We start from the raw sequence: 26,434 nt of genomic DNA on the forward strand, positions 1-26,434 counted from the left end.
CGCGCGGGCCATCATGGATCACATGCCGCGCCTCACCCTCCTGCGGGACCTCGCCACCGACCGGCGGATCACCCCGCTGACCGCCGCGCTCGGCGGGGTCGCGGCCTTCGCCTCGCTGGTCTCCGAGTGGCAGGTCACCACGGTGGACGGGATGGCGTTCGGCGACGACGAGCTGGACTCCTCGCGGATGCTCCCGACCGACCTGGTCGATCTCGGCGGGCTCGGCGCGGCCTATCTGGTGGGCCTCCTCCTCCTGGTCACGACGGTGGTCCTGGCCGTCTTCGGCCCCCTCTCCGGCCGGGTGTACGCCCGCCTCTGCGGGTACGCCGTCGGCGGCACCCTGCTCGCCGCGCTGCTCGCCCTGGTCCGGCTGCTCGGCGACCAGAGCCGGCTGGTGTCCCGCTTCTACACGGTGGAACTCACCACTGAGCACCTTCGGGTGACATATGGACGCGGTGTTTGGTGTGCCCTCGCCGGGGTATCCCTCGCGCTGGCCGCCCTCTGGCTCGCCGGCCGCGAGACCGAGCCGGTGAACGAACCACGGTGGCGGCGAGGCAGATCCGACGATCCGCTGCCGGAGTCCCCGTTGGAGTTGACCGTCACCGCGGTCGAAAGCCGAGTGAACGACGGGGTCACCAACCGGTAGGCTCGACAACCGTGATTGACCTGCGTCTGCTTCGCGACGACCCCGAACTGATCCGCGCCAGCCAGCGACAGCGCGGCGAGTCCCCCGAGCTGGTGGACACGCTGCTGCGCGCCGACGAGGAGCGCCGTTCCGCGACCCAGCGGTTCGAGGCGATCCGGGGCGAGCAGAAGTCCATCGGGAAAGAGGTCGCGAAGGCCTCCGGGGACGAGCGGGCGGCACTTCTCGCGCGTACCAAGGAGATCGCTCTCGAGGTGAAGGCGGCCGAGGCCGCGGCCGGCGAGGCCGACCAGGCACTGCGCCGCGCGCACCTGGCCGTGCCGAACGTCGTCGAGGCGGGCGTGCCGGCCGGCGGTGAGGACGACTTCGTCGTGCTGCGCGAGGTCGGCGAGATCCCCGAGATCGCGAACCCGAAGGATCACCTGGAGATCGGCGAGGCACTGCGCGCGATCGACACCGAGCGCGGCGCGAAGGTGTCCGGCTCGCGGTTCTACTTCCTGACCGGCGTCGGCGCGCTGCTCCAGCTCGGCCTGCTCCAGCTCGCCATCGCGCAGGCGGTCGAGCACGGCTTCACGCCGTCGATCACGCCGTCGCTGGTCCGGCCGGAGTCGATGGAGGGCACCGGCTTCCTCGGCGCGCACGCCAGCGAGATCTACCGGCTCGAGGCGGACGACCTCTACCTGGTCGGCACGTCGGAGGTGCCGCTCGCGTCCTACCACTCGAACGAGATCATCGACCTGTCGCAGGGTCCGGCCCGGTTCGCCGGCTGGTCGACCTGCTACCGGCGCGAGGCCGGCTCGCACGGCAAGGACGTCCGCGGCATCCTGCGGGTCCACCAGTTCGACAAGGTGGAGATGTTCTCGTTCTGCAAGCCGGAGGACGCGCTCGCCGAGCACCAGCGCCTGCTCGCGATGGAGGAGGAGATGCTGGCCAAGGTCGAGATCCCGTACCGGGTGATCGACGTGGCGGGCGGTGACCTCGGTTCCAGCGCGGCCCGCAAGTACGACTGCGAGGCGTGGGTTCCGTCGCAGAGCCGGTACCGCGAGGTCACCTCGACCTCGAACTGCACCACGTTCCAGGCCCGCCGGCTCAACATCCGGTACCGCGACGAGGACGGGAAGTCGCAGACCGCCGCGACGCTGAACGGCACGCTGGCCACCACCCGCTGGCTGATCCCGATCCTGGAGAACCACCAGCAGCCGGACGGCTCGGTACGCGTGCCGAAGGCTCTCCAGCCCTTCCTGGGCCGGGAGATCCTGGAGCCCGCCAAGTAACGATCTAGCAACCGCCCGGCTACCAGAAGTCATAGCTGCTGCTAGCCAGGCGGGTGTACCGTTCTCCTTCCGCCCTCCGCGGGGGTTTCATCACCCTCGGAGGTATCGATGCTCAAGCCCGGTCTTCCCAAGCTGATCGCCACGGACCTGGACGGCACTCTGGTACGCAGTGACGACACCGTCTCCGCGTACACCCACGAGGTCCTGGAGAAGGTCCGCTCCGCCGGTATCCGGATCGTGGCCGCCACCGGGCGCGGCCCCCGCCTCACCTCGCTGGTCCGCAACGACATCCGGGTCGCCGACTACCTGGTGCTCGCCCAGGGCGGCTGGGTGCTCGACCAGGCCGAATCCCGCTACCTGCGCCAGTCCCGGCTGCCCGGCTGGGTACTCGCCGACGTGCTGGCCCGGATGGAGTCGGTGGCCGGGCCGCTCTCGGTGATGTTCGAGGCCCTGGAGCACGACGACTCCCCGCTCTGGGGCGACTTCGACCCGACCTGGCGCTACCCGGTCACCGTCGAGGCGCGGACCCGCGTGGAGTGCTGCAGCGGCGAGGTGATCAAGGCGTTCGCCCGGTCGTTCCGGATGGGCGTCGACGACCTGCTGGCGATCGCCCGCCGGGTGGTGCCGGCCGACGTGGCCACGGTGACCCAGGCGGGCCTCGACTACGTGGAGATCTGCCCGGCGAACGTGGACAAGGGCACCGGTCTCGCCGTGGTCGCCGAGGCGGTCGGCGTCGACCCGGCCGACGTGCTGGTCTTCGGGGACATGCCGAACGACCTGCCGATGTTCGGCTGGGCCGGCTGGGGCCGGGTCGCGGTCGCGAACGCCCACCCCGAGCTGCTCGCCGTCGCCGATGATGTGACGCTCACCAATGACCAGGACGGGGTGGCGGTCTTCCTGGACCGGCTACTGTCGCGGTGATGCGATCTATCCGGCTCGTCGCCACCGACATCGACGGCACGCTCATCCGCAGCGACCGCACGCTCAGCCCCCGCACCATCGAGGTCCTGGCCGCGGTGCCGGTGCCGGTGGTCCTGGTGACCGGCCGCCCGCTGCGCTGGCTCGACCAGCTCTACGACCAGCTGCCGGCCCCGCTCCCGGCGGTCTGCGCGAACGGGGCCGTCGTCTACGACCCGCACACCGACGAGGTCCTGCGGGCCGACACCCTCGCCACCGACCTGCTGGTCGACGTCGTCCGCCGGCTGCGCGAGGCCGTACCGGACATCGTCCTGGCCGTCGAGGTCGACGAGGGCCGGGTGTTCCGGCATGAGGAGGCGTGGACGATCCGCTGGGAGACCGACCACCAGGTCCGGGTGATCGCCACCCCGGAGGAGCTGACCTCGGCCCCCGCCGTCAAGCTGCTGGCCCGCTCCGCGACCGCCGACCCGGACGACTTCCTGGAGCTCTGCAGCAAGATCCTGGGCGACAGCGCGGAGGCCACCCGGTCGTCGTCGTCCGCGCTGGTGGAGATCTCGGCCGCCGGGGTGACCAAGGCGGCCGGGCTCGCCTGGGTCTGCGAGCGGGAGGGCGTCACCGCGCCGGAGGTGCTGGCCTTCGGCGACATGCCCAACGACATCCCGCTGCTGACCTGGGCCGGCCGGGCGGTCGCGATGGGCAACGCGCACCCCGCCCTGCGCTCGATCGCCGACGAGGTCACGGCATCGAACGACGAGGACGGCGTCGCACAGTACCTGAGCAGGGTCTTCGACCTTTAAGACCCTGCTCGGGTACGCCCGGGGGCGTACCCGGAGAATTCAGAGGTATTGACCCGCGGAGCCGTGGAACTCGCCGGCCGCCGCCTGCTTGCCGGGAAGCGTGCCCATCGGCAGTGCCGGACGACCCGGAACGCCGCCACGCATCTGCTCCAGCTGCAGGCGAGCCGCCATCTGCTGGGCGACCAGCGCCGCCTGGATGCCGTGGAAGAGCCCCTCCAGCCAGCCGACCAGCTGGGCCTGGGCGATCCGGAGCTCGGCCTCGCTCGGCGGGGTCTCGCCCTCGAACGGCAGGGAGAGGCGCTCCAGCTCCTCGCGCAGCTCCGGCGCGAGACCGTCCTCCAGCTCGGTGATCGAGCGCTGGTGGATCTCCCGCAGCCGGCTGCGGCTCGCCTCGTCCAGCGGAGCGGCCCGCACCTCCTCCAGCAGCTGCTTGATCATGCTGCCGATGCGCATGACCTTGGCGGGCTGCTCGATGAGGTTGCCCGGCTCCTCCGGGGTGAGCGAACCGTCGGGCTCGATCGTGCCCATCGGGCGTCCCTCCGGGCCCACGACGATGACGGAGCCGTCTTCCTTGTGCTCGGTGGTGCGGGTGTCGTCGGTCATGGCTCCATCTTTGCGCACCGGTACGACGATCGCCGACCGCGGTCCGGCCCTGTGGACGACCTCAGGCACGCAGCTCGGCGCGGCATCACCGCAACGCGGCAATCACCGCAACGCGGTGGCGGATCGGCGCGGTGCAGGCTTCTCAGGCGCGCAACTCGGCGACCGCGCACTTCACGCTGCCGCCGCCGCGCTTGAGCTCGGAGAGGTCGACGTGCACCGGCTGATACCCGGCATCCCGCACCTTGCGCCCCATCCCGGTCGCGTCGGTGTTCAGGATCACATGGCGGCCGTCGCTGACCAGGTTGAGGCCGAACGCCTCCGCGTCACCCCGGTCGGCGAGCACCGCGTCCGGGAAGAGCTGGGCGAGCACCCGCTGCGACGCCGCCGAGAACGCGCCGGGGTAGTAGGTGACGTTGCGGTCGTCGAGGGCGGCGAGCGCGGTGTCCAGGTGATAGAAGGCCGGGTCGACCAGGTGCAGCGAGATCACCGGCCGGCCGAGCACCTCCTGCGCCTCGGCGTGCGCGGCCGGGTCGGTGCGGAAGCCGTACCCGGCGAGGACCAGTCCGCCGTACGCCGCGGGCAGGTAGGCGAAGTCACCCTCACCCTCGTTGACGTGCTCCGGAGCGACGAACCGCCAGGTGCCGTCGGTGGCGTAGAAGGCCCGGTGCGCCTCGGCCTCGTCGGAGCGCTGCGGATAGCGGAAGCGCGCGCCGTAGACGGTGCCGTCGACCGAGAACGCGCCGTTCGCCGAGTAGACCATGTCCGGCAGCCCCGGGCGGGCGTCCAGGACGTGCACCCGGTGACCGAGATCGACCAGGGTGGCGCGGAGCGACTCCCACTGCTTGAGCGCCCGCACGGTGTCCACCGCGACGGTCGTGTCCATCCAGGGGTTGATGGTGTACTCGACCGTGAAATGCTCGGGCGGACACATAAGGTATGTCCGGATTCGCGGCAAACGCTCCAGGTGGCTCATGAGCATTTAGCGTAGGTAGGCTGCGCTTTTGCAAACAGCTCTAATTCTTGCTCCTCGGAGGCGAATCGTTGCAGATGGACGCGGTCGACCAGCGAATCATTGCGCTGCTCGTCGCCGACGCTCGCGCTTCGTACGCGGAGATCGGCGCCAAGGTCTCCCTCTCCGCCCCGGCCGTCAAACGCCGCGTCGACCGGCTGCGCGCCAGCGGGGTGATCAAGGGCTTCACCACGGTCATCGAACCGGCCGCGGTGGGCTGGACGACCGAGGCGTTCGTCGAGCTCTTCTGCACCGGGCGGACCACCCCGGCACAGATCGCGGTCGCGACGCGGCGGCACCCCGAGGTGATCGGCGCGTACACGGTCTCCGGCCAGGCGGACGCGCTGGTCCACCTCCGGGCGGCCGATATCGGTCACCTGGAACAGGCGCTGGAACGACTGCGGGCCGAATCCTTCGTGACCTCGACCCGCAGCATGGTCGTCCTGTCCCGCCTGGTCGACACCCCGGCGGCGGTCCCGGTCCTGCCCGACTAGGCCGCGTTTCGCAATCCCGAACGCGGCCCAGCTGTGATGTCCAGCCCGTGTCGCGGAACCCGGGCTAGAGGTACATGCCGGGGCGGTGGCCCTCGTCCTCGTCGGACTTCTCGGACTTCGGCGCGGTGGGCTTGTCGCCCTCGCCGAAGAAGCGCTTGCCGCCGAACTCGCCGTGCAGGCGGTCGTCCAGCTCGTCGGCGAGACCCGTCATCACCTGGACGGCGAGCATCAGGTGGATCGCCTGGAAGTTGCGGCCGAAGACCGGGATCGAGGCCCAGACCGTGTCCTGCGCGCAGTACAGCCGGCCGATCGGCATCCGGTTGGTCAGCTCGGAGAGCTTCACGTAGAGCTGCTCGGTCGGCTCGACCTCGGTCAGGATCGGCGAGAAGACGTCGACCAGCGGCGGATTGTCGCGTACCCGGACGAAGACCATGGCGGAACCGGCCCGGATGCCGATGTCGCCGTCGGTGTCGACCTGAAGCTGGTCGACGGTGGTCTTGGACATCGTCGCGACCACGGTGCGCACCCGCTCGTCGAGCGGCACGATCTCGTCGGCCGCCACGCCCGCCATCGCCTCGGCGAGCGCCTCCTCGTCGTCCAGGTCCGCCAGGCTCAGACCCGCGTCGAGGCCGGGCTCGTGCCGGGCGGTGGCCAGGGGCGCGGCCTCGATCGGCTCGTCCTGCTCGTCGTGGACCAGGTAGACGAGGAACGCCGGGTGCGGGGCGCCGTAGACGTCGCGCAGCGTCCGGGTGACGACCGTGGCGAGCTGGGCCGACCTGTCCTGCTCGGAGCGGAGGCCGAACGACTCGCCGGAGCCGGCCAGCACGCCCGGCGGCGACCAGCCGAGCGCCACCATGTCGGCGACCGTGGCCCGGTCCATCCGGTACTCCTGGGGCAGGGCCGCGTTGCCGACCGCGAGCGCCTCGATGACGCCGTCCGCCAGGACCCGGATGCTGACCGAGTAGACCGCGGACCCGGTACCGGACGCGGTCGGGTCCAGCGTGACGTCGATCTGCGCGCCGGGCGGCAGGCCGGGCAGCACACCGGCCAGCGCCGTCGCGAACTCGCGCCACGCCTGAGTGACCTTGGCCCGCAGGTCGGCCGTGGTCGGTTCCTCGAGCAACACACCCTCGGACTGTTCGCCCGCCGCGCCCTCTGCCGTCATGATCGCACCTCCGTTCCCGTCACCCTATCGAGCGAGAGCGGACTGTGGACGCCCTAGGTGCGTCCTAGGTGCGGGACGGCCAATCCAGGGCCAAAGCCGTCACCTTTCCCGCCACCTCGGCGGGGTCGGCGCCACGGCCCACGGCGAGGCCCATCAGGTACGCCGTGACCGGCGCACCCGGCCGGAGCACGTTGTGCGCGACGTCGCGGGCCATGTCCAGCACCGCCGTGACCGGCACGTCCTCCGGCGGCACGCCCAGCTCGGCGCCGGCCGCCGCGATCCAGTCCTCCAGCTCGTTCACCGGGCCCACTCCTCCGCCGTACGCAGGTCGTCGTCGGTGTCGCAGTCGAACCAGGGCGGTGGACCGGGGCGTCGCCAGGAGACCTCGATGACGCCGAGCTGATCCATCAGCGCACGGACCGGCGCGCCGTGCAGCCCGCCGCGCGCGGTGGCGAGCCGGTCGATCGCCGCGCGCAGCGCCCTCGTCCGCCAGACACCGCAGAGGAACTGCAACCGGCCGTCGGTGTCCCGGTAGACCGCGCCCTCCATCGGCGCCGACTCCAGGGTGAGCCGCAGTACGTCGATCGCCTCGCCGGTCAGGAACGGCAGGTCGGCGGCGAGCAGCGCGGTGTAGGTGACCGTGTCGGGCACCAGGGCGAGCCCGGCCGCGGCGGCCGCCACCGGGCCTCCGCCGGACGGTTCCTCCCTGGTCACGTGCACCGGGACGGGCAGCTCGGGCGAGACCCGGCCGACCACGACCCGTGGGTCCGCGTCGTGCACCGCGGCGAGGACCCGGGTCAGCATCGACTGCCCGGCCACCGCGAGCGTCGGCTTGTCGGCACCACCCATCCGACGCGCCGCACCACCGGCCAGGACCACCGCCGCAAATCCCCCCACGTGAGTACCGTATCCCGACCGGACCACCGGCGTGACCGCGCGCTCAGCCTTCGGCGTCCGGGCGGGGGGAGACTAGGCTTCCGCCATGGCGAGGAGCACCACGCGGCGACCGGTCGTACGCATAGATCTCGGTGCCTCCACCACGCTGCGCAGGAGGCCGGACGAGCTCGCCGCCGAGGAGCCGCTGGAGATCCGGATCCGCAAGCAGCCGCTCGCCGTGACGATGCGCACACCCGGCCACGACATCGACCTGGCGATGGGCTTCCTGCTCAGCGAGGGCGTGATCCGGACCGCCGAGGACGTGACCACCGCACAGCTCTGCGCGGGCACCGACACACCGAACACCTACAACGTGGTGGACGTGGTGCTCGACCCGCTGGTGCCGCCGCCGGTGACCGACCCGAGCCGGAACTTCTACACCACCAGCTCGTGCGGCGTCTGCGGCAAGGCCAGCATCGACGCGATCCGGACGCGCTCGCGCTTCGACGTCGCCGCCGACCCCCTCAGCGTCCCGGCCCGGGCCCTCGCCGAGCTGCCCGGCCGGCTGCGGACCGCGCAGCGCGCCTTCGACCGCACCGGCGGGCTGCACGCGGCCGGCCTCTTCACCGCCGTCGGCGAGCTGCTGGTGCTGCGCGAGGACGTGGGCCGGCACAACGCGGTCGACAAGGTGCTGGGCTGGGCGCTGCGCGAGGGCCGGCTGCCGCTCGCCGGGCACGTGCTGATGGTCTCCGGGCGGGCCAGCTTCGAGCTCACCCAGAAGGCGTGGATGGCCGGGCTGCCGCTGCTCGCCGCGGTCTCGGCACCGAGCACGCTCGCGGTCGAGCTCGCCGAGGAGGCCGGGATGACCCTGGTCGGCTTCCTCCGCGGCGAGACCATGAACGTCTACGCCGGCGCCCAGCGCGTCACGGTCTGACCCACCCCGCCCTACGCCGCCCGCCCGCCGCCCCAGCCCTGGGCCTGCCGCGCCTGCCCGTCCTGCCGCGGCCTGGGCTCGGCGGCCTGGGCTCGGCGGCCTGGGCTCGGCGGCCTGGGCTCGGCGGCCTGGGCTCGGCGGGCCGCGGCCCGGACCGCTCAGCGGGCTTTCCGGCGGCGGCCGAAGCGCGGGCCGCGGGACCCCGCCAGGGAGCGCTCCGGCAGCAGGTGCGGTGGCAGCCCGTACGCCAGCACGTTGTACAGCAGCCCGGCCAGGTTGTGCTCCGGCTCCGTCTCGAGCGCCCGCTCCACCGCCGCCCGGGCCAGCGCCCCGAACCCGGCCCGCCACGCGGTGAAGCCGAGCACGCAGGCCACCGACGGCACGTGTACCGGCTCGGCCCGGCGCAGCGCCTCGGTCCACAGCCGCAGGCTCCACTCCTGCCCGCCGGCCCGGTCCAGCGCGTAGTCCCGGACCATCACGTCGGCCAGCAGCACGCCGAGCCAGGCGAACCCGTCCGCGTCGAGCGTGCCGCCGGACCGGTACCGCTTCTCGGCACCGCGGACGGCGATCCGGCCGGCGCTCCGGATGGTCCTGGCGTACCGGTCGGCGGGCACCGGGTCGAGCAGCTCGTCGAACCGCCGCCGGGCCCGCTCGGTGGCCGCGACCATCTCCGCCCGATCCGGCCCCGCCACCGGCTCCACCTGCGCGACCACGTCCTCCCGGCGGGGCAGCGCGACGTGGCCCCGATACGTCGCCTCCGCCGCGATCACGCTGTCCGGCGGCAGGCAGGGCATCCCCTCCGGCGAGCAGCAGGCGGGGTCCGGGCAGAGGTAGGACCACCAGCGGTCGCCGGTGACCCGCAGGACGTCCTCCACGCGTACGCCGACGGCCTGCAGCTCCCGGGTGGCGCGCATGACCGCCGGGGTGACCCGGGTGGCCGGACCGAAACCGATCACCACGACCGAGGAGGCGCCCTGCATCGACACCGTCTGGGCGACGGCGGCGGTGGCCTCCCGCAACTCCTGCTCGCCGTAGTCCGGCGGCGGCAGCGGATGGCAGGCACCGAAGTCGACCCGATGCCCGGTGAAACCGACCACGGCGACCGCGTCGCTCGGGTGGTAGCCCATCATGTAGGGCAGGACGGCGATGAGCTCGGCGGGCGTACGGATCTTAAGGCTGGTCGCTGACATGCCCGGAAGCGTGGCGCTCATCGCGGCGGCACCCGCCCGGCGCCTGTGGACAACGACCGGCTGTGGATGAGCGCCCGGCTGTGGAGGACGGCCGGATCAGCTCCGGAAGGGCAGTTCGTGCAGCTGCAGGCCCTCCTGCTGCCAGGCGTGCGCGTGCCGGTCCAGGTCCATGGTGAGCTCGATCGAGGAGACCACGTCGTAGCCGGCGGCGTGCAGGCTGCGGATGGCGTCCACGTTGCGCGACGACGGCGAGATGGTCAGCGAGGCCATGTTCCGCTTCTTGGCCTCGGCGGCGACGTGCTGCAGCAGCTTGCGGCCCACGCCCTTGTGCCGGTGGGTGACCGTGACGACGACCGGGTCGACCTCGCCGGCCCGGCCCCGCATGATCAGCCCGACCATTCCGATCACCCCGTCGTCGGCGTGGTCGGCGACCCAGAGGCCGCTCAGGTCCAGCCGGGTCAGGTACTCCTCGAATCCCGCCCCGCCGTCGTCGTCGCTCTCGCCGTACATCTCGCTGTGCTGCCGGGTGAGTTCGCCCCAGAGGCGACGGCCCGAGGAGTGGTCACTCGGGCGGTACGAACGCACTGCGACAGGGGCCATGCCGACATTTTGCCTCTGAATTGGGACGTCCGTCACCAGAAGCGGAAGATAACCACGTGGACATGGCGTACCTTCGCGCGCATCCAGAGCAGCTCCCGACATTTCTCCGGCACCAGCGGATCCGGGAGACGCCGGTCGGTGGTGGCGTCTGTTCGGCGTCCCGGCTGACCCTCGACGACGGCACCTCGCTCTTCGCGAAGACGTGGCCCTCCCCACCGGCACCGGACGGCATGTTCACCTCCGAGGCCGCCGGCCTGCGATGGCTCGGCGAGGCGCGGGCGGTGGCCGTACCCGAGGTCATCGTCGCACTGCCCGAGCTGATCGCCATGGAATGGGTCGAACCGGGTGAGGCCACGCGGCCGCAGGCCGAGGCCTTCGGACGTGGGCTGGCCCGGACACATCGCGGCGGTGCCGACACTTTCGGCGCTTCGTGGCCGGGATGGATCGGCCCGCTGCCGCTCGACAACACCCCCTCCGCGGGTCCCTGGGCCCCCTGGTTCGCGGAGCGCCGCCTGCTGCCCTATCTGCGGATCTCCGCAGACCGCGGCGCACTCTCCGGCGAGGACGTGACGGCCGTCGAGCGCCTTCTGAGCCAGATCTCCGGGTACGCCCCGGAGGAGCCCCCGGCGCGCATTCACGGCGACCTCTGGCCCGGAAACGTTCATTGGGCGGCCGACGGCCGGGGCTGGCTCGTGGACCCCGCCGCCCACGGTGGCCACCGGGAGACGGACCTGGCCACGCTCGCGCTCTTCGGCGGCGTACCGCACCTCGACGCGATCCTCGCGGGCTACCGTGCGGAGTGGCCGCTCGCCGACGGCTGGCGGGCGCGCATCCCGCTGCACCAGCTGCACCTGCTGCTCGTGCACACCGCGGCCTTCGGCGCGGCGTACCGCGGATCGGTCCGCGCCGCCGCCGACGCCGTCCTCCGCAGCTGACCGCCCGCCGTTCCGGTAGCCGGCGCCGCCGCTCTCCGCAGCCGACCGGCCGCCACTCTGGTAGCCGACCGCACGCCACCGGTCGCCCACCGGGTGTCCACAGGTCGAATTGCCTAGCGGCAAGTGGGCCATCGACCGGCTAGATTCGATCTGTGACGGTGTCCCGGAGATCAGTCATCGCGCTCGCCGACCGGTTCGGCCGGGTTGCGACCGATCTTCGCGTGTCACTGACCGATCGGTGCAATCTGCGCTGCACCTACTGCATGCCCGCCGAGGGCCTGGCGTGGATGCCGCAGCCCGATCAGCTCACCGACGACGAGGTGAACCGGCTAGTCCGGATCGCGGTCGAGCGCCTCGGCATCACCGAGATCCGCTTCACCGGCGGCGAGCCGCTGATCCGCCGCGGTCTGGTCGGCATCGTCGCGGCCGCCGCACGGCTCGACCCGCGGCCCCGCCTCTCGGTCACCACCAACGGCATCGGCCTGGACCGCCTCGCCCCGGCCCTCCGGGACGCCGGGCTCGACCGGGTGAACGTCTCGCTCGACACCCTGGACCCGGCCCGCTTCCACACGCTGACCCGCCGCGACCGGCACGCCGACGTCCTGGCCGGCCTGCGCGCCGCCGCCGAGGCCGGACTCACCCCCGTGAAGATCAATACCGTGCTGATGCGCGGTGTGAACGACGACGAGGCCCCGGCCCTGCTGCAGTTCGCCCTGGATCACGGGTATCAACTCCGCTTCATCGAGCAGATGCCGCTCGACGCCCAGCACCAGTGGGACCGGCACACCATGGTCACCGCCGAGGAGATCCTGGCCGCCCTGGAGCCGTACGCACTGCGCCCCGATGATGTTTCACGTGGAACGGCGCCCGCCGAGACCTGGCTGGTCCCGGGGTGGACCGACGCCGCCGGCGAGCCCGCCCGGGTCGGCGTGATCGCCAGTGTGACCCGGCCGTTCTGCGGGGACTGCGACCGGACCCGCCTCACCGCCGACGGCCAGATCCGCAACTGCCTCTTCGCCACGGAAGAGAGTGACCTGCGCAAACTGCTGCGCGACGATGCGCCGGACGCGGAGATCGCCGAGGCGTGGCGGGTCGCGATGTCCGGCAAACGCGCCGGCCACGGGATCGACGACCCGGCGTTCCTGCAACCCGCTCGCCCGATGTCCGCCATCGGAGGCTGACTCCCGCATGCTGACCGTCCGCTACTTCGCCGGCGCCCGCGCCGCCGCCAACGGCATCTCCAGCGAGTCCGTCACGGCCGCGAGCCTGGACGACCTGGCCCAGCTGCTCACCGACCGCCACGGCGAGCGGCTGGGGCTGGTACTCAAGGCCGCCAGCTTCCTGGTCGACGGGCTGAACTGCCACGACCGCCGGGCCCCACTCCCGGCGAGCGCCACGATCGACATCCTCCCGCCCTTCGCCGGCGGCTGACCGGACCGTCCCTCCGACCAGGTACCGCCAGCCGAGCGTGCTCGTCGCCGTCGAGGCCTCGGTACGGGTCACCAGTCACGTCGTATCCATGCCGATACGTCTGCCAAGCCCTCACCCGCCGTCGATGCGGGAGCATCCGGCGTCGCCGGCGCGGGGCTGACGGTCGCCGTCCGTGCGGGAGCACCCGTTGCCTCGGCACGGGAGCGGGCGGGCCAGGCCCGGTGTTGGCCGGGTGTTGGCCGGGTGTTGGCCGGGTGCTGGCCGGGTGCTGGCCGGGTGGACGATGCGGGTCTGTCCCAACGGTGGTCATGGCCGACGTGGTGGCGGCCCCGTGGTCGGGCAGGATGGGTGGACTGCGGCGGGGGCGGTGCCGTCCGGGAAGGGAGCATCGGTGGCGGCGACGGTGGCCTACGAGGCCGTGGTGCAGTCGATCGTCGCGGTGCTCCACGGCTACCTGTGGTGGCGGTTCGTCCGGGACACCTCGCGGTCACGGCGGGTGCGGCGGATCGGAGCGTGGGTAGCCGGCGGGCTCAGCGTGATGACCTCGGCGACGCTGATCGGGATCAGCGCGGGGCACCTCAAGTGGCTGGCCTGGCCGGGATACGTCTGGATCGGACTGTTCTTCTACCTGCTGCTGGCGCTCGTGATCATCGAATTGCCGCGGTGGGGGCTCTCGCGGTGGTGGGTGCGCGATGGGCGTACGGGAAGAAACGCCGTGGAAGTCGGCGATGCGGCGGAGGAGCCGGCGAAGTCCGGGGGCGTCGAACGACGGCTCGTGGTGGCGCGCGGCGCGGCGATCGTCGCGGGACTGACGGCCGCCGGCGTGACCGGTCATGGGATGCGGACGGCGTTCGGGGCGCCACGGATCGACCGGATCCGGATCCCGATCGGGAAGCTGCCGCGCACGATGGACGGAACACGGCTCGCGGTGGTGTCGGATATCCATCTGGGGCCGCTGAACGGGATCGGTCACACCGAGCGGATCACCCGCGTGATCAATTCGGTGGACGCGGACGTGGTGTGCGTCGTGGGTGACCTTGTCGACGGCACTGTCGCCGAGCTGGGACGGCTCGCCGAGCCGCTGCGAGGGATCGAGTCGCGGAGGGGCACCTACTTCGTGACCGGTAACCACGAGTACTACTCCGGGTACGCGCCCTGGATCGAGGAGGTGGCCCAGCTCGGCATGCGGCCGCTCCGGAACGAACGGGTGGAGATCGACGGACTCGATCTGGCCGGGGTGAACGACCTCGGCGGGGCGGAGTTCGGTGATCCCGCCGACTTCGGCAGGGCTCTGGGTGACCGGGACACCACTCGGCCGGTTGTGCTGATGGCACACCAACCGGCCGCCGCGGTGCGGGCGGCGCCCTACGGCGTCGACCTTCAGGTCTCCGGGCACACCCACGGGGGCCAGATGGCTCCCGTCAACCTCGTCGAGAGGTTGCGGCAACCGGTAGTCTCCGGCTTCGGACGGGTGGACGGAGTGCCGGTTTACGTGACCAACGGTGCGGGTTTCTGGGGACCACCGGTCCGCGTGGGCGCGCCACCGCAGGTCACGGTGGTCGAACTCCGCGTGGCGTAACTCATCAAGATCGGTAAGTGTGTTTGAGCGTGGCGATTCGTGGTGGTACCGAGAGCCGTGACAGGATGCGTGACGTGGAGGTCGCCCCGGACACATACGTCGCGGACCTTCACATTCACTCGCGATTCTCGCGGGCGTGCAGTCGCGACCTGACGCTGCCCAACCTCGCCTGGTGGGCGCGGCGCAAGGGCATCGCGCTGCTGGGCACCGGTGACTTCACCCACCCGGCCTGGTTCGAGCACCTCCGGGAGAGCCTGGAGCCGGCCGAGCCGGGTCTGTACCGGCTGGGCGACGAGACGCCGGTGACCAAGCGGCTGCCCGGCTCGCTGAGCGCCACCGACCCGGCGCGCTTCATGCTCAGCGTGGAGATCTCCACGATCTACAAGCGGGACGACCGTACGCGCAAGGTCCACCACCTGCTGTACGCGCCCGACTTCGACGCGGCCGCCCGGATCAACACGGCGCTGGCCCGGATCGGCAACCTGACCGCCGACGGCCGCCCCATCCTTGGCCTGGACTCCCGCAACCTGCTGGAGATCACGCTGGAGGCCGGCGGCTACCTGATCCCCGCGCACATCTGGACGCCCTGGTTCTCCGCGCTCGGCTCGAAGTCCGGCTTCGACGCGATCGCCGACTGCTACGCCGACCTGGCCGACCACGTCACCGCGGTGGAGACCGGCCTCTCCTCCGACCCGGCGATGAACTGGCGGGTCTCCAGCCTCGACCGGTACCGCCTGGTCTCGAACTCGGACGCGCACTCGCCCGCCGCCCTGGCCCGCGAGGCGACGCTCTTCACCGGCACCCCCGACTACTTCGCGGTCAAGGACGGCGTCGGCCTGGCCGGCACCCTCGAGTTCTTCCCCGAGGAGGGCAAGTACCACGCCGACGGGCACCGGGTCTGCGGGATCAACTGGGAGCCGGAGCGCACCCGGCAGGCCGGCGGACGCTGCCCGGAGTGCGGCAAGCCGCTGACCGTCGGCGTGCTGAGCCGGGTCGAGGACCTCGCCGACCGTCCCGAGGGCTTCACCAGGGACACGCACGTCGAGCACCTGATCCAGCTGCACGAGATCCTCGGTGAGATCAACGGTGTCGGCCCGAAGTCGAAGACCGTCGAGTCGCAGCTCAACCACCTGGTCGCCACGCTCGGCGCCGAACTGGACATCCTCCGCAAGATCCCGGTCGACGAGATCGGCAAGGCCGGCGGCGAGGAGCTCCGCGAGGCGATCACCCGGCTGCGACAGGGCAGGGTCAACCGCATTCCCGGGTACGACGGTGAGTACGGCGTGATCACCCTGTTCGAGCCCGGCGAACTGCGGAACAGGTCGTCGGCCCCGCAGGTGGAGACGCTGTTCGACATGTTCCCCTCGTCGGCGCCCACGCCCGTACCGGCGAAGGCGTCCAAGAGCTCGCCCAAGGCCGACTCCCCGAAGCCGAAGGCCAAGCCCGCGAAGGAGAAGCCGGCACCGCCGCCGATCGCGCCGCCGCCCAGCCCGCACGAGCCATTCGAGCCGATGCTGGCCGGGATGGAGGAGGTCGGCACCGGGCTGCTGGACCGCCTCGACGCGATGCAGCGGGTGGCCGCCTCCGCACCGGGCGGGCCGCTGCTGATCGTGGCCGGTCCCGGCACCGGCAAGACCCGCACCCTGACCCACCGGATGGCGTACCTCTGCGCCGAGCTCGGTGTCTTCCCGGAGCGCTGCCTGGCCATCACGTTCACCCGGCGGGCCGCGACCGAGCTGCGGGAACGCCTGGAGGCCCTGCTCGGCGACGTGGCCGAGGACATCACCGTGGGTACGTTCCACTCGCTCGGCCTGACCATCCTGAAGGAGAACGCCAAGGCCGCCGGGCTCGGCTCGGGCTGGCGGATCGCCGACGAACCGGAGCAGGCGGCCGCCCGCGAGCAGGCCGGCGAGGACGACGTGGCGTACCGGAAACTGCTCCGCCAGCAGGACCTGGTCGACCTGGACGACCTGATCGGCGTGCCGGTGGCGCTGCTCCGCGAGGACGCCGCGATGGTGGAGAGGTACCGCCGCCGCTGGCAGTGGATCTTCGTGGACGAGTACCAGGACGTCGACGAGCTGCAGTACGAACTGCTTCGGCTGCTCTCCCCACCGAACGGCAACCTCTGCGCGATCGGCGACCCGGACCAGGCGATCTACTCGTTCCGCGGCGCCGACGTGCGCTATTTCCTCCGCTTCAACCAGGACTTCGAGGACGCCCGGCTGGTCCGGCTGACCCGCAACTACCGGTCGTCGGCGCCGATCCTGGCCGCGGCGGTGCAGGCGATCGCGCCGACCACTCTCGTACGCGGACGCCGCCTCGACCCGGCCCGCCTCGACCCGGAGGCCCCGCTGGTCGGGCGCTACCCGGCCCGCAGCGTCGCCGACGAGGCCGACTTCGTGGTACGCACCGTCGACGAACTGGTCGGCGGCCTCTCCCACCGCTCACACGACTCGGGCCGGGTGGACTCCCGCGTCGCCAACGCCGGCTCGCTGTCGTTCTCGGACATCGCGGTGCTCTACCGGACCGACGCGCAGTCCGGGGCGGTCCTGGACGCGCTCTCCCGGGCCGGTGTGCCGGTGCAGAAGCGCTCGCACAACCGCCTCCGCGACCGGCCCGGCGTCCAGGCGATCGCCCGCGAACTCCGGCACGCCGGCGGTGGAGGCGACCTGCGCGCTCGGGTACGGTCCGCCGCGCAGTCCCTGGCCCCGCGGTACGCGGCACCCACCCTGGACGGCGGCCAGCTGGCGCCCGAGGACATCTGGTCGGCCGCGGACCTGCTCACCCCACTCGCCGAACGGGTCGGCGACGACCTGCCCCAGCTGCTCCAACAGCTGGACACCGGCGCGGAGGTGGACGCGCTCGACCCGCGCGCCGAGGCGGTCAACCTGCTGACCCTGCACGCCGCGAAGGGCCTCGAGTTCCCGGTGGTCTTCCTGGTCGGCTGCGAGGACGGGCTACTGCCGCTGCGGTGGCCGGGCTCGACCCCGACGGACGACGAGATCGCCGAGGAGCGCCGGTTGTTCTTCGTCGGGTTGACCAGGGCGCAGGATCGGCTCTACATCAGCCACTCGGCGAAGCGGTTCCGCCACGGAAGCGAACGGGAGCAGTCTCCGACACCGTTCCTGGACGTGATCGATTCCGGCCTGTTCGAGAGGCTGGGCGAGGCCGCTCCCAGCCGCCCGAAGGACCGCCAACTCCGCCTGATCTGATCCGCCTCGGCCCTGTGACCTCGTAACTCATCGGCCTTGTGCCCCGTGGCTCGGAGAGCGCTCGGACGTTCTGCCCCTTCGCCCGTCGCCGTGACCCCGTACCGCCCCTTCGACGGCGGCCGTGGACTCGAACCCCCCTCCGCGATCAGAAGCGGCCGGGCGGTCAGCTGTTTCGGGGCATCGGGATCGCGACCGACCGCTGGATCGGCGTACGTGGCGGCTTCACCGGCGTCTCCCGATCCCGCCACGGCAGTGTCGTGATCACCAGAATCAGGGCGATGGCGTAGACGTTCCCGCCGACGAGATACCCGGCCGGGACCACCAACAGCAGGTACCCCAGGGCTGCCCCCACCCCCACCAGGGGGGCTACCCATCGCGAAACTCGAGGGCCTCCCCGGTAGCGCCCAACCCCCCTCTCCACAAGGATCAGAACCGCCGGAACCAACCAGACGAGCTCCGCGGGCGTCGTCGAGAGTGCGATCACGGCAGTGGTCAGGCCGACCAGAGTGAAAGCGGCGACGGGATCGCCGGACGTGTACGCCGTGCGGCAGCGGATGAAGCCGACGGCCAGAAGCAGCGCTGCGAAGGAGAGCCATACCAGAACAGGTGGAGCGGCGACGTCATAGAGGCGCGCCAGAAGACCGGCCAGAGACTGGTTGACCGGAGTGCTCAGGGCCTCGGCGTGGTCGGGCTGCCAGAGAGCGGTGCCGAACCACGACATGCTCTCCCGAGGCGCCACGGCAAAGCCGGCGAGGCTGACCAAGGTCGCGGTAACAAGGGCAACCAGCCCCGCACGCCGCCGCCTGAACAGCAGCAGACCCGGGATGAAGAGCACCGGGGTGATGGCCAGTGCCGCGGCCACCCCGGTGCCCACCCCCGCCCAGCCGCCCTCGGCCCACGCCCGCTGGAGACGGTGCACGACACAGCGCAGTGTCTCCCGGGGAGTGACCGCGGGCCGGCGAAGGGCGAGCGGCCCGAACGTGAACCACATGCCCGCGACCGGTCCGGAGGGGAACAGGCGGCTGCCCAGGGGGACGGACGGGAAGCGCGCGCCCGGCTGCCCGGCAGTCGGCCACGCCCCGTCGAGGGTCGGGGGTCGGGGCGGGGAAGTGGCGGAGGTGGGGGAGGGGGAGGGGGCCCCTGCGGCAGGGAAGCGGAAGCCGGCTGGGGTTGGATCTTGGCTGCTGGTGGGGATGTCGAGGCTGACGAAGCGGCGGGTGGCGGCGCGGGACTGCGGGGGCACCGGGCGCGGGGCGGCGGGCCACCAGCGGGAGCGGTCGGCGCGGCGGAGGGCTACCAGGTCGGCGATGACCAGGGTGAAGACGATGACGTCGGCGCGGCCCGAGCCCAGGCAGGCGCGTACCGGCTCGGTTACCAGGGCCAGGGCGGTCGCGATCAGGGCGAGCAGCAGTCGAGGGTAGCCGAGTAGCCGGGCGAGTGGCGTGGTCAGGACGCGCAGGGCCAGGAAGAGGGCCCCGACGCCGGTGAGGGCGAGCAGGCAGCCGGCGACCGGGAGCGGAACGAGCGCCAGCGGGACGAGCAGCATCGCCAGGGCGGGCGGGAGCGACGGGGCCGCCTGGGTTCGCGGAGCGCGGTAGGCGTAGAGGTCGTCGCCGGTGAGCCAACCACGGACAGCGGCGTGGTCGACGGCGAGCGTGCTGAGGTCGTACGTGAGGAGGAAGCTGGTGAGGAGACCGAGGGTGAGCGACACGCCCAGGGTGATCAGCACGAACCGGGTGGGTGTTGCGCGGAAGGCGCGGTGGGACAGCGTGCGGCCCGCACGAACGCAGCTGGCAAGAACACGGCTGGACAGTGCGCGGCTGGACAGTGCGCGGCTGGACAGTGCGCGGATGAAGTTTGCCGGCATGGCGCGACCCCCGTCTCGTCCTCCGGGCACGGCGCGGCCCGTCGTCGGCCCTCGGCGCGGGTGCGGACCGAGGGTGCGGCGGCAGGGTTGTAGCCGGGCGAGAGCGAGCTTAGGTGGCGCAGAACGACCGTGCGGCCCCTCGTCCGCTTTAACGCAAATGGCCCTAAGAGGTTGTTATCCGGACAAACCGCACCCGGTCGTGGGACTGGGCGCGCCACCGAAGAGGTCGGCTGGAGATTCCGCACAAACTCGTGGTCTTCGATCGATGGGCAGGGGATGCCGTGGGCGATCCGGGTTCACGATCATGGCTTGCCGGGACGACGGGGAGTCCGCGAGCGCTGATCGGGTCGTTCTGGTGCCCCTCTGGCGGCTGTGCGAGTACACGGTCGCGGATCGTGGGCGCCTGCCGCCCCTACTCGTGGTCGATCGTGTGCGCGCGGCGCCCCAACCTCGGTGCCTGTGCACGCGCGGCGCCCCAACCTCCGTGCCTGTGCACGCGCGGCGCCCCAACCTCCGTGCCTGTGCACGCGCGGCGCCCCGGGCAGGCCGAGCCGTTTCGTCGCAGGGCGTGTGACCCGGACCGGTGCGGCGCTGGGCGGCGGCCGCTCAGTTCAGGAGAAACGCACCCGCCGTCGGCGGCGTCAGACGGGGAGTTTGCGGGCGGCGGAAGCGGCGCGGGCGGCGATGCGGGCCTCGCGCCGGGCGGTGCGCACGGCCCGCCGGACCGAGCGCTGGGAACGGCCCACGGCGCCCAGGACCGAGCGCTGCGAACGGTCCACCGCGTCCTTGACCGAGCGCTGGGAACGGTCGACCGCGTCGGTGAGGGAGCGCTGCTGCGCCGAGACCGCATGCGATGCGCGGTAGCGGAGGCCGGGGCGGCCCTCGGTGTCGGCGGCGGCGAGCAGCAGGCCGCCGAGCAGGCCGAGGTTCTTGAGGAAGTGGTTCTGCTGGTTGGCACGCTGGTCCGGCGGGGCGGCCCAGAACGGGTGACCCACGATCGTGGTCGGCACCAGGCCCGCGGCCAGCACCGCCGCGGCGGGACGGCTGAACCGGCCGGTGGCCAGGGCCAGGCCGGCCAGCACGTCGGCGGCGGCCTTGAGCCGGACCAGCGTCGCCGGGTCGGTGGGCAGGCGCGGGTCGGCCCGCTCCAGCAGCGGCGTGACGTGATCGGTGACCTTGCGGGCCGCCGCGATCCGGCCCTCACCGGGGCTGATCAGCACTTTGACGCCGCTGACCACGAAGATCGACGCGAGCATGGCCCGAGCTGCGGTGCGAACCGGCTTCATGAGTCCCGTTATACCCGTAACCGGGTGGCTACACCGGCTGCGTGCGGAGGTAGCGGCCGAAGTGCGGCACCGTGAAGGCGACCGTGCCCCGTTCGCCCGAGTAGATGAGTCCCTTTTTGATCAGGGCGTCCCGGGCCGGGGAGAGGCTGGCCGGCTTGCGACCCAGCGATGTGGCGATGTCCGAGGTCGGCACCGCGGCGTCCATGTCGTTGCCGGGGTCGTTGGAGAGCGCCGCCATCGCCCGCATGTACTCCCGCTCGGCCGGGGTGGCCCGCTCGAACCGGGAACCGAAGAAGCCGACCGCGAGCTCGCTCTCCGCCTCGGGCGCGGCCATGGTGACGTCGTCGGCGGTGATCGGCGACTGCGGCGCATGGTCCCAGGTCGCCTTCCCGTACGCCTGCACGAAGTACGGATATCCGCCGGACTTCTCGTAGAGCAGGTCGAGCGCCCCGGCGTCGTAGTCGACCTCCTCCCGTTCGGCCGGCACGCCCAGCGCGAGGTCGGCGGCCTCCCGGTCCAGCCGGTCGATCCGCTGGTACCGGAAGAGGCGCTCGGAGTACGACTTGGCCGCGGAGAGCACCGCCGGCAGGTGCGGCAGCCCGGCGCCGACCACGATCAGCGGCGCCCCGAGCTGCGACAGTTCATGGCAGGCGGCGCAGAGCGCGGAGACGTCGGTGGCGCTCAGGTCCTGCATCTCGTCGATGAAGAGGGCGATCCCGGTGCCCACGTCGGTGGCGAGCGAGGCGGCGTCGGTGAAGAGCTCGACCAGGTCGATCTCGATGTCGCCGGAGTCGGCCCGGCCGCGCGCCGGCGGTACGTCGATGCCGGGCGTCCAGCGGTCCCGGATCCTGCCGTTGGGCTCGTTGGCCCGCAGCGCGAACGCCTTGAGCACGCCGAGCACCTCGTCCACCCGGTCCGGGTCGCGGTGGTGCGGGGCCAGTTCGCGGATCGCCATGTGCAGCGCGCCGGAGACCGGGCGGCGCAGCGACTGGTCCGGCCGGGCCTCGATCTTGCCGGTGCCCCAGAGCCGGCCGATCGCCGCCGAGCGCAGCGTGTTGAGTAGCACGGTCTTGCCGACGCCGCGCAGGCCGGTGAGGACCAGGCTGCGCTCGGGGCGGCCGCGGGCGACGCGCTCCAGGACCACGTCGAAGGCGTCCAGCTCACGGTTGCGCCCGGCCAGCTCGGGTGGGCGCTGACCGGCGCCGGGGGCGTACGGGTTCCGCACCGGATCCATGACGTAGCACCGTATCGGGCCGTCTAGGACGAATGCTAGAGACGGCTCGATATGTCGCTCTAAGGTTGTCTAGCTCAGACGCTAGAGCGAGCTAGAGCAACCGAGAGTCGCCTAGCGGTCGCGCAGAGTCGAACATCTGTTCGGGCATTCAGCCTGTCACTGCGGCTGGTACTCGCGCAGGCAAAGCACGAAATCCACGTCGTCGTACTCGGTGTCGTAGTAGTACCACTTCGTGTACCCGGTCACCTGGGCACACTTCGACACCGCGTCCTTCTCCCCGGTCGTCTTGCCGTCGATCCGCTTCAACACCTCGTAGGTGTTCGCCGCGCACACCACGATGCGCAGCTCCGGCTCGGTGTTGGACCCTTCGTTGCGTACGCACTGGCCCTTCGCCGCGAACCGCGCGTCCTCGCTGGTCCGGGGCTGAGGGCCGGTCACCCCCGTGGTGGTCGCGACCGCCGCCGGGGTCTCCGCCGGCTTGTCCCGGCCGACCAGGAACCAGACCGTGGTGGCCAGTCCGCCGCCGACGAGCACGCTGATCACCGCGACGAGGGCACCCATCGCGAAGCCGCGACGCGGGCCGGAGCCAGTACCGGGACCAGTGCCCGGGGCGGGAGCGGGTGGGGCCGGCGGCGGGGCGTTCCACGAGGGCTGGTGCGGGATCTGCGACTGCCAGCCCGGATCGTGCTCACCCCAGGGATCGGAGGGCTCCGCGTACGGCTCCTCGGGCCGCCCACTCCAGGGCGGGCCGGAATAAGGGCCGTTGTGGGACATCGGGGAATCCTCCTCTTTGCTGCCTGTCACGGTAGCGTGCGCAGCGGACGGCGGCCCTGCCGGAATCGCGCCGTCCACAGCCAGACCACCGCCCCAGGACGCAAACCGTTACGGTCCACCCCCGTGTCGTCCTCCTTGGTGATCATGTCAGCGGTCTTCGGTGCCGCGGCCGGACTCGTCCTTCCCCGCCTGGCGGACCGCTGGGCACCGGCGCGACGAGCCCGGCGCGGGGTGACCGTGGTCTGCTCCGCCGTCGCGGCCGGTGTGCTGGGCACCGTCCCCGAGCGGCTGGTCCTGCTCCCCGCGGTCCCGGTCGGCGTGCTGCTGGCCGTGGTCGACCTGCGCTGCCTGCGGCTGCCGGACGCCCTCGTCACCGTGCTGACGATCAGCGCCGGCCTGCCGCTGGCGGCGCAGCACCCGGCGCGGGTGATCCCGGCTCTGCTCGCGGCCGCAGCCGTGGGTGCCGGCTATCTGACGGTCGCGCTGCTCCCCGCGCACGGTCTCGGGCTCGGCGACGTGAAGCTCGGCGCCGCGCTGGCCCTGCTGACCGGGCTGGCCGGCGGATGGCCCGCGGTCCTGGTCTCCCTCGCGGTGGCACACCTGATCGGCGGCGTGCTCGCGGTCGGCCTGCTGATCGGCGGGCGTCCCGGTGCCTTCCCGTTCGGGCCCGCCCTGCTGGCGGGATCCCTCGCCGGCCTGCTCAGGGACAGTTGACCCACTCCTCGGTGCCGTCGCCGAAGACCTGGCGCTTCCAGATCGGCAGCCGGGCCTTCGCCTCGTCCACCAGCCGGGCGCAGGCCTCGAAGGCGGCGGCCCGGTGGGCGGTGGAGACCGAGGCGACCAGCGCCACGTCGCCGATCTGCAGCGTGCCGATCCGGTGCGAGATCGCGACCGCGTAGACCGCGGGATCCGCCGCGATCTCCTCGGCCACCTCGCGGAGCACGGCGGCAGCAGACGGGTGGCCCTCGTACTCCAGCAGCGTCACCCCACGTCCGTGGTCGTGGTCGCGGACCACGCCCTGGAAGGAGACGACCGCGCCGGCCCGGCGGTCCGCCACCGCCGCCTCGTGTGCCGACAGGTCCAGGGACTCGTCGACGACCTCGGCGATCACCACGGTTCCGGTGGTCATGAGCGCTCCTGTGTGAACGGACGCTCCCCGGCCAGCAGCGGCAGCGGCAGGAACGGCACCAGATCGCCGGGGGCGACCGCACCGCCCGGCCGTACCACCAGGAAGCCGTGCGCGTTGGCCAGCCCGCGCAGCATCGCCGACCCGACGTGACCGACCGGTGTCGCCACCCGGCCGGTCGCGTCCAGCCGGGCCAGCGCCAGGTGGGTGTCCCGGCCCCGGCCGCGGACCGCCGTGCCCGCCTCCACCCGGGGCAGGTCGCCGAGCGGGCGTCCCGCGAGCCCGGCCAGCAGCGGCGCGACCAGCGAGATCAGCGCGATCACCGCGGACTGCGGGTTGCCCGGCAGGCCGGCCAGGAACCTCGGCCGCCCGTCCGTCCCGGGGATCCGGGCCAGCAGCATCGGGAAGCCCGGGCGTACGCCGACCGTGTTGACCAGGTATTCCGCGCCGAGTTCGGCGAGCGCCGGGTGCAGGTGGTCGACCGGGCCGTGCATGGTCCCGCCGGTGGTGCAGATCAGGTCGGCGGTCTCCAGCGCGGCCCGGATCGCCTCGGTGTGCGCGGCCAGGGTGTCCTTGACCGGGCCGGTCACCGTCTCCACGGTCGCGCCGAGCCGGCGGAGCCAGCCGGGGATCTGCGGGCCCAGCGAGTCACGGACCCGCCCTCCACCGGGGGGACCGGCGGTCAGCAGTTCGTCGCCGAAGACGAGGAGGGCGGCCCGGGGTTCCGGTCGTACGTGCAGAGCCTCATAGCCGCAGGTGGCCGCCACGCCGATCACCGCGGGGTCGACGGCCGTCCCGGCGGGCAGCAGTTCCTCGCCCTCGCGGGCCTCCTCGCCGGGCATCCGCCAGTCCGGCACCGGCAGCGGGTGGCGCGGCTCGCCGCTGATCCGCCCGTCCGCCTCGGTCGCCGAGTCCTCGATCCGGACCAGGGCGATGGTGTTCTCCGGGACCATCGCGCCGGTGGCGATCTCGACGCAGGTGCCATCCGCGGCGAGCGGCGGCGGCGTGCCCCCGGCGAGCACCCGGCCCACCGGGCGCCACGGCCCGGTCCCCCGCACCGCCCAGCCGTCGATGCTGGAGGTGGGGAAGGCCGGCAGGTCGGTGAGGGCGCGCAGCGGTTCGGCGAGGGTACGCCCGTCGGCCAGCGCCAGCGGGATCCGTTCGGCCCCGGTCGCCGCGGCCGCGCCCGCCCGGTATGCCACGTCACGCGCCTGGTCCCAGCCGACCGGGACGTTCTGGTCAGAGCTCACGGTTGTCGAGCCTAGCCATCAGTGGTCGCCGCCCCGGATCTGGTCGACCGTGTGGGCGAGCAGGGGGCCCAGCACGGCCAGCCCGTCCTTCGCCCCGCCGGTGGACCCGGGCAGATTGACGATCAGGGTGCGCCCGGCGACCCCGGCCAGCCCTCGGGAGAGGGCCGCCGCCGGCACCCGGTCCCGGCTGTACGCGCGGATCGCCTCGGCGATGCCCGGGATCTCGAAGTCGAGCAGCCCGCGGGTGGCCTCCGGCGTCCGGTCGGTCGGGGTGACGCCGGTGCCGCCGCTGGTCAGGACCACGTCCACGCCGTCGGCGACCGCGGCGCGCAGGGCCACGGCCACCGGGTCGCCGTCCGGGACCACGACCGGGTCGCCCACCTCGCAGCCCAGTTCGCGGAGGCCGGCGACCAGGCGGGGGCCACTGGTGTCGGCGTAGACCCCGGCCGCGGCGCGGTTCGAGGCGACGATCACCCGGGCCCTCACGGGCGGTCCGCCGGGCGTACCCAGAGACCGGTCTTGCCGCCCTCCTTGCGCAGCACCCGGACCGCCTCGATGCTGGCCGCCGGGTCCACCGCCTTGATCATGTCGACCATCGCGAGGCCGGCGGTGGCGACCGCGGTGAGGGCCTCCATCTCGACGCCGGTCCGGTCCGCGGTCTTGGTGGTCGCGGTGATCTCCACGGTGCTCCCGGTCAGCTCCAGCTCGACCCGGACGCCGTGCAGGCCGATCGGGTGACAGAGCGGGATCAGGTCCGGGGTGCGCTTGGCACCCATGATCCCGGCGAGCCGGGCGACCGCCAGCGCGTCGCCTTTCGGCAGTTCGTCGGCGTGCAACAGGGCGATCACCTCGGGGGTGGTGCGCACCACTCCGGCGGCGATCGCACGCCTGTCACTCACCGCCTTGGCGGAAACGTCAACCATGCGGGCCGCGCCCGTCTCGTCGACATGTGTGAGGTGTGTTTCCTCGGGCATACCGGGAGCTTATAGAGCCTTTGGGGGTAGCGCGTTCGCATGTGGGCCCGATTGGCTTCACACTTTGTCCACACCGGCTTCGTACAGTCCCGCCACTGCTCAGGGCCGGTCCGGTGGCTGATCCGGCGGTCGATCCGGTGGCAATGAAAATAGAAATCGAAACAATCATTTCCATTGCTTTCAGTTGCCATTCGGAAACTGTCGGTAACTGACTTCCGGTGCCTTTCCGCATTATGCGCATAACGACACGATCTACTGGAAAT

The 26,434-nt window shown here is 72.2% G+C and carries 27 protein-coding genes; 12 read left to right on the forward strand and 15 right to left on the reverse strand.

Translation table 11 applies throughout. From position 1 onward, the window contains the following. The first annotated feature begins 22 nt into the window (after nucleotides 1–22). From AB0M08_RS01395 to AB0M08_RS01410, 4 genes are all read left to right on the forward strand, one after another. Nucleotides 23–646 carry a hypothetical protein gene (locus tag AB0M08_RS01395; protein WP_364486526.1) on the forward strand — a complete coding sequence of 208 codons (624 nt, stop codon included), beginning with the start codon at nucleotides 23–25 and terminating at the stop codon, nucleotides 644–646. 11 nt (nucleotides 647–657) lie between these two features. Further along, nucleotides 658–1,917 carry a serine--tRNA ligase gene (serS, locus tag AB0M08_RS01400; RefSeq protein WP_364486529.1) on the forward strand — a complete coding sequence of 420 codons (1,260 nt, stop codon included), beginning with the start codon at nucleotides 658–660 and terminating at the stop codon, nucleotides 1,915–1,917. 108 nt (nucleotides 1,918–2,025) lie between these two features. After that, nucleotides 2,026–2,838 carry an HAD family hydrolase gene (locus AB0M08_RS01405; protein ID WP_364486532.1) on the forward strand — a complete coding sequence of 271 codons (813 nt, stop codon included), beginning with the start codon at nucleotides 2,026–2,028 and terminating at the stop codon, nucleotides 2,836–2,838. Next, nucleotides 2,838–3,632, forward strand: a complete 795-nt coding sequence (locus AB0M08_RS01410; RefSeq protein WP_364486535.1) for an HAD family hydrolase — start codon at nucleotides 2,838–2,840, stop codon at nucleotides 3,630–3,632. Before AB0M08_RS01405 ends, AB0M08_RS01410 begins: the two co-directional genes overlap by 1 nt. 39 nt (nucleotides 3,633–3,671) lie before the next feature. On the opposite strand, the gene AB0M08_RS01415 is transcribed toward AB0M08_RS01410, so the two are convergent. Together AB0M08_RS01415 and ddaH are read right to left on the reverse strand one after the other, a co-directional pair. Beyond that, nucleotides 3,672–4,235, reverse strand: a complete 564-nt coding sequence (locus AB0M08_RS01415) for a bacterial proteasome activator family protein (protein ID WP_364486538.1) — start codon at nucleotides 4,233–4,235, stop codon at nucleotides 3,672–3,674. A 142-nt stretch (nucleotides 4,236–4,377) separates the two neighbouring features. Then, complete coding sequence (gene ddaH / locus AB0M08_RS01420) at nucleotides 4,378–5,214, reverse strand: dimethylargininase (protein ID WP_364486541.1); 837 nt, start codon at nucleotides 5,212–5,214, stop codon at nucleotides 4,378–4,380. Nucleotides 5,215–5,276: 62 nt separating this feature from the next. On the opposite strand from ddaH, the gene AB0M08_RS01425 reads away from it, so the two are divergent. Beyond that, nucleotides 5,277–5,738 carry an Lrp/AsnC family transcriptional regulator gene (locus AB0M08_RS01425; RefSeq protein WP_364486544.1) on the forward strand — a complete coding sequence of 154 codons (462 nt, stop codon included), beginning with the start codon at nucleotides 5,277–5,279 and terminating at the stop codon, nucleotides 5,736–5,738. A 64-nt stretch (nucleotides 5,739–5,802) separates the two neighbouring features. On the opposite strand, the gene AB0M08_RS01430 is transcribed toward AB0M08_RS01425, so the two are convergent. The 3 genes from AB0M08_RS01430 to AB0M08_RS01440 all read right to left on the reverse strand — a co-directional run bounded on the left by AB0M08_RS01430 (nucleotide 5,803) and on the right by AB0M08_RS01440 (nucleotide 7,800). Next, a complete protein-coding gene (locus AB0M08_RS01430) occupies nucleotides 5,803–6,903 on the reverse strand; it encodes a hypothetical protein (RefSeq protein WP_364486547.1) in 1,101 nt (366 codons plus the stop codon). Between the two features lie 64 nt (nucleotides 6,904–6,967). Then, nucleotides 6,968–7,204 (reverse strand): DUF6457 domain-containing protein, encoded by a 237-nt coding sequence (locus AB0M08_RS01435; RefSeq protein WP_364486550.1) that lies wholly within the window; start codon nucleotides 7,202–7,204, stop codon nucleotides 6,968–6,970. Beyond that, on the reverse strand, nucleotides 7,201–7,800 hold the full coding sequence (locus AB0M08_RS01440; protein ID WP_364486553.1) for an NTP transferase domain-containing protein: 600 nt from the start codon (nucleotides 7,798–7,800) through the stop codon (nucleotides 7,201–7,203). Before AB0M08_RS01440 ends, AB0M08_RS01435 begins: the two co-directional genes overlap by 4 nt. Nucleotides 7,801–7,885: 85 nt before the next feature. On the opposite strand from AB0M08_RS01440, the gene fdhD reads away from it, so the two are divergent. After that, a complete protein-coding gene (fdhD, locus tag AB0M08_RS01445; protein ID WP_364486556.1) occupies nucleotides 7,886–8,713 on the forward strand; it encodes a formate dehydrogenase accessory sulfurtransferase FdhD in 828 nt (275 codons plus the stop codon). Between the two features lie 158 nt (nucleotides 8,714–8,871). Here the strand turns inward: fdhD and AB0M08_RS01450 are convergent, their stop codons facing one another. Both AB0M08_RS01450 and AB0M08_RS01455 read right to left on the reverse strand, forming a co-directional pair. Next, entirely contained in the window at nucleotides 8,872–9,903 is a 1,032-nt protein-coding gene (locus AB0M08_RS01450; RefSeq protein WP_364486559.1) for a DUF4192 domain-containing protein, read from the reverse strand. Between the two features lie 96 nt (nucleotides 9,904–9,999). Next, complete coding sequence (locus tag AB0M08_RS01455; RefSeq protein WP_364486561.1) at nucleotides 10,000–10,503, reverse strand: GNAT family N-acetyltransferase; 504 nt, start codon at nucleotides 10,501–10,503, stop codon at nucleotides 10,000–10,002. Between the two features lie 56 nt (nucleotides 10,504–10,559). Here AB0M08_RS01455 and AB0M08_RS01460 point away from each other — a divergent pair, with 56 nt between their 5' ends. The 5 genes from AB0M08_RS01460 to AB0M08_RS01480 all read left to right on the forward strand — a co-directional run bounded on the left by AB0M08_RS01460 (nucleotide 10,560) and on the right by AB0M08_RS01480 (nucleotide 17,660). Further along, nucleotides 10,560–11,438: a fructosamine kinase family protein gene (locus tag AB0M08_RS01460; protein ID WP_364486564.1), complete on the forward strand. Its 879-nt coding sequence runs from the start codon at nucleotides 10,560–10,562 to the stop codon at nucleotides 11,436–11,438. A gap of 152 nt (nucleotides 11,439–11,590) precedes the next feature. Beyond that, nucleotides 11,591–12,619, forward strand: a complete 1,029-nt coding sequence (gene moaA, locus AB0M08_RS01465) for a GTP 3',8-cyclase MoaA (RefSeq protein WP_364486566.1) — start codon at nucleotides 11,591–11,593, stop codon at nucleotides 12,617–12,619. Between the two features lie 7 nt (nucleotides 12,620–12,626). Continuing rightward, nucleotides 12,627–12,869 (forward strand): MoaD/ThiS family protein, encoded by a 243-nt coding sequence (locus AB0M08_RS01470; protein WP_364486568.1) that lies wholly within the window; start codon nucleotides 12,627–12,629, stop codon nucleotides 12,867–12,869. Nucleotides 12,870–13,260: 391 nt separating this feature from the next. Beyond that, on the forward strand, nucleotides 13,261–14,448 hold the full coding sequence (locus AB0M08_RS01475; protein WP_364486570.1) for a metallophosphoesterase: 1,188 nt from the start codon (nucleotides 13,261–13,263) through the stop codon (nucleotides 14,446–14,448). 65 nt (nucleotides 14,449–14,513) lie between these two features. Further along, nucleotides 14,514–17,660 carry a UvrD-helicase domain-containing protein gene (locus tag AB0M08_RS01480; RefSeq protein WP_364486572.1) on the forward strand — a complete coding sequence of 1,049 codons (3,147 nt, stop codon included), beginning with the start codon at nucleotides 14,514–14,516 and terminating at the stop codon, nucleotides 17,658–17,660. Nucleotides 17,661–17,823: 163 nt separating this feature from the next. Here the strand turns inward: AB0M08_RS01480 and AB0M08_RS01485 are convergent, their stop codons facing one another. The 4 genes from AB0M08_RS01485 to AB0M08_RS01500 form a co-directional block, all read right to left on the reverse strand. Beyond that, entirely contained in the window at nucleotides 17,824–19,389 is a 1,566-nt protein-coding gene (locus AB0M08_RS01485; protein ID WP_364486575.1) for a glycosyltransferase 87 family protein, read from the reverse strand. Between the two features lie 779 nt (nucleotides 19,390–20,168). Continuing rightward, a complete protein-coding gene (locus tag AB0M08_RS01490; protein WP_364486578.1) occupies nucleotides 20,169–20,813 on the reverse strand; it encodes a DoxX family membrane protein in 645 nt (214 codons plus the stop codon). A gap of 28 nt (nucleotides 20,814–20,841) precedes the next feature. Next, nucleotides 20,842–22,047 carry an ATP-binding protein gene (locus AB0M08_RS01495; RefSeq protein WP_364486581.1) on the reverse strand — a complete coding sequence of 402 codons (1,206 nt, stop codon included), beginning with the start codon at nucleotides 22,045–22,047 and terminating at the stop codon, nucleotides 20,842–20,844. A 156-nt stretch (nucleotides 22,048–22,203) separates the two neighbouring features. Further along, entirely contained in the window at nucleotides 22,204–22,821 is a 618-nt protein-coding gene (locus tag AB0M08_RS01500) for a hypothetical protein (RefSeq protein WP_364486584.1), read from the reverse strand. 123 nt (nucleotides 22,822–22,944) lie between these two features. Between AB0M08_RS01500 and AB0M08_RS01505 the strand changes: the two genes are divergently transcribed. Then, complete coding sequence (locus AB0M08_RS01505; RefSeq protein WP_364486587.1) at nucleotides 22,945–23,535, forward strand: prepilin peptidase; 591 nt, start codon at nucleotides 22,945–22,947, stop codon at nucleotides 23,533–23,535. On the opposite strand, the gene AB0M08_RS01510 is transcribed toward AB0M08_RS01505, so the two are convergent. From AB0M08_RS01510 to moaC, 4 genes are read right to left on the reverse strand one after another with little or no spacing between them, the layout of a single operon-like run. Next, entirely contained in the window at nucleotides 23,522–23,950 is a 429-nt protein-coding gene (locus AB0M08_RS01510) for a molybdenum cofactor biosynthesis protein MoaE (RefSeq protein ID WP_364486590.1), read from the reverse strand. The genes AB0M08_RS01505 and AB0M08_RS01510 overlap by 14 nt on opposite strands. Beyond that, nucleotides 23,947–25,197, reverse strand: a complete 1,251-nt coding sequence (locus AB0M08_RS01515) for a molybdopterin molybdotransferase MoeA (RefSeq protein ID WP_364486593.1) — start codon at nucleotides 25,195–25,197, stop codon at nucleotides 23,947–23,949. Before AB0M08_RS01515 ends, AB0M08_RS01510 begins: the two co-directional genes overlap by 4 nt. 18 nt (nucleotides 25,198–25,215) lie before the next feature. Further along, nucleotides 25,216–25,707, reverse strand: coding sequence for a MogA/MoaB family molybdenum cofactor biosynthesis protein (locus AB0M08_RS01520; RefSeq protein WP_364487110.1), 492 nt, complete (start codon nucleotides 25,705–25,707; stop codon nucleotides 25,216–25,218). Then, nucleotides 25,680–26,171: a cyclic pyranopterin monophosphate synthase MoaC gene (moaC, locus tag AB0M08_RS01525; protein WP_364486596.1), complete on the reverse strand. Its 492-nt coding sequence runs from the start codon at nucleotides 26,169–26,171 to the stop codon at nucleotides 25,680–25,682. Before moaC ends, AB0M08_RS01520 begins: the two co-directional genes overlap by 28 nt. Nucleotides 26,172–26,434: the final 263 nt, after the last annotated feature.

Origin of the sequence: Actinoplanes sp. NPDC051851, assembly GCF_040681165.1 — a bacterium.
Taxonomy (GTDB): domain Bacteria; phylum Actinomycetota; class Actinomycetes; order Mycobacteriales; family Micromonosporaceae; genus Actinoplanes.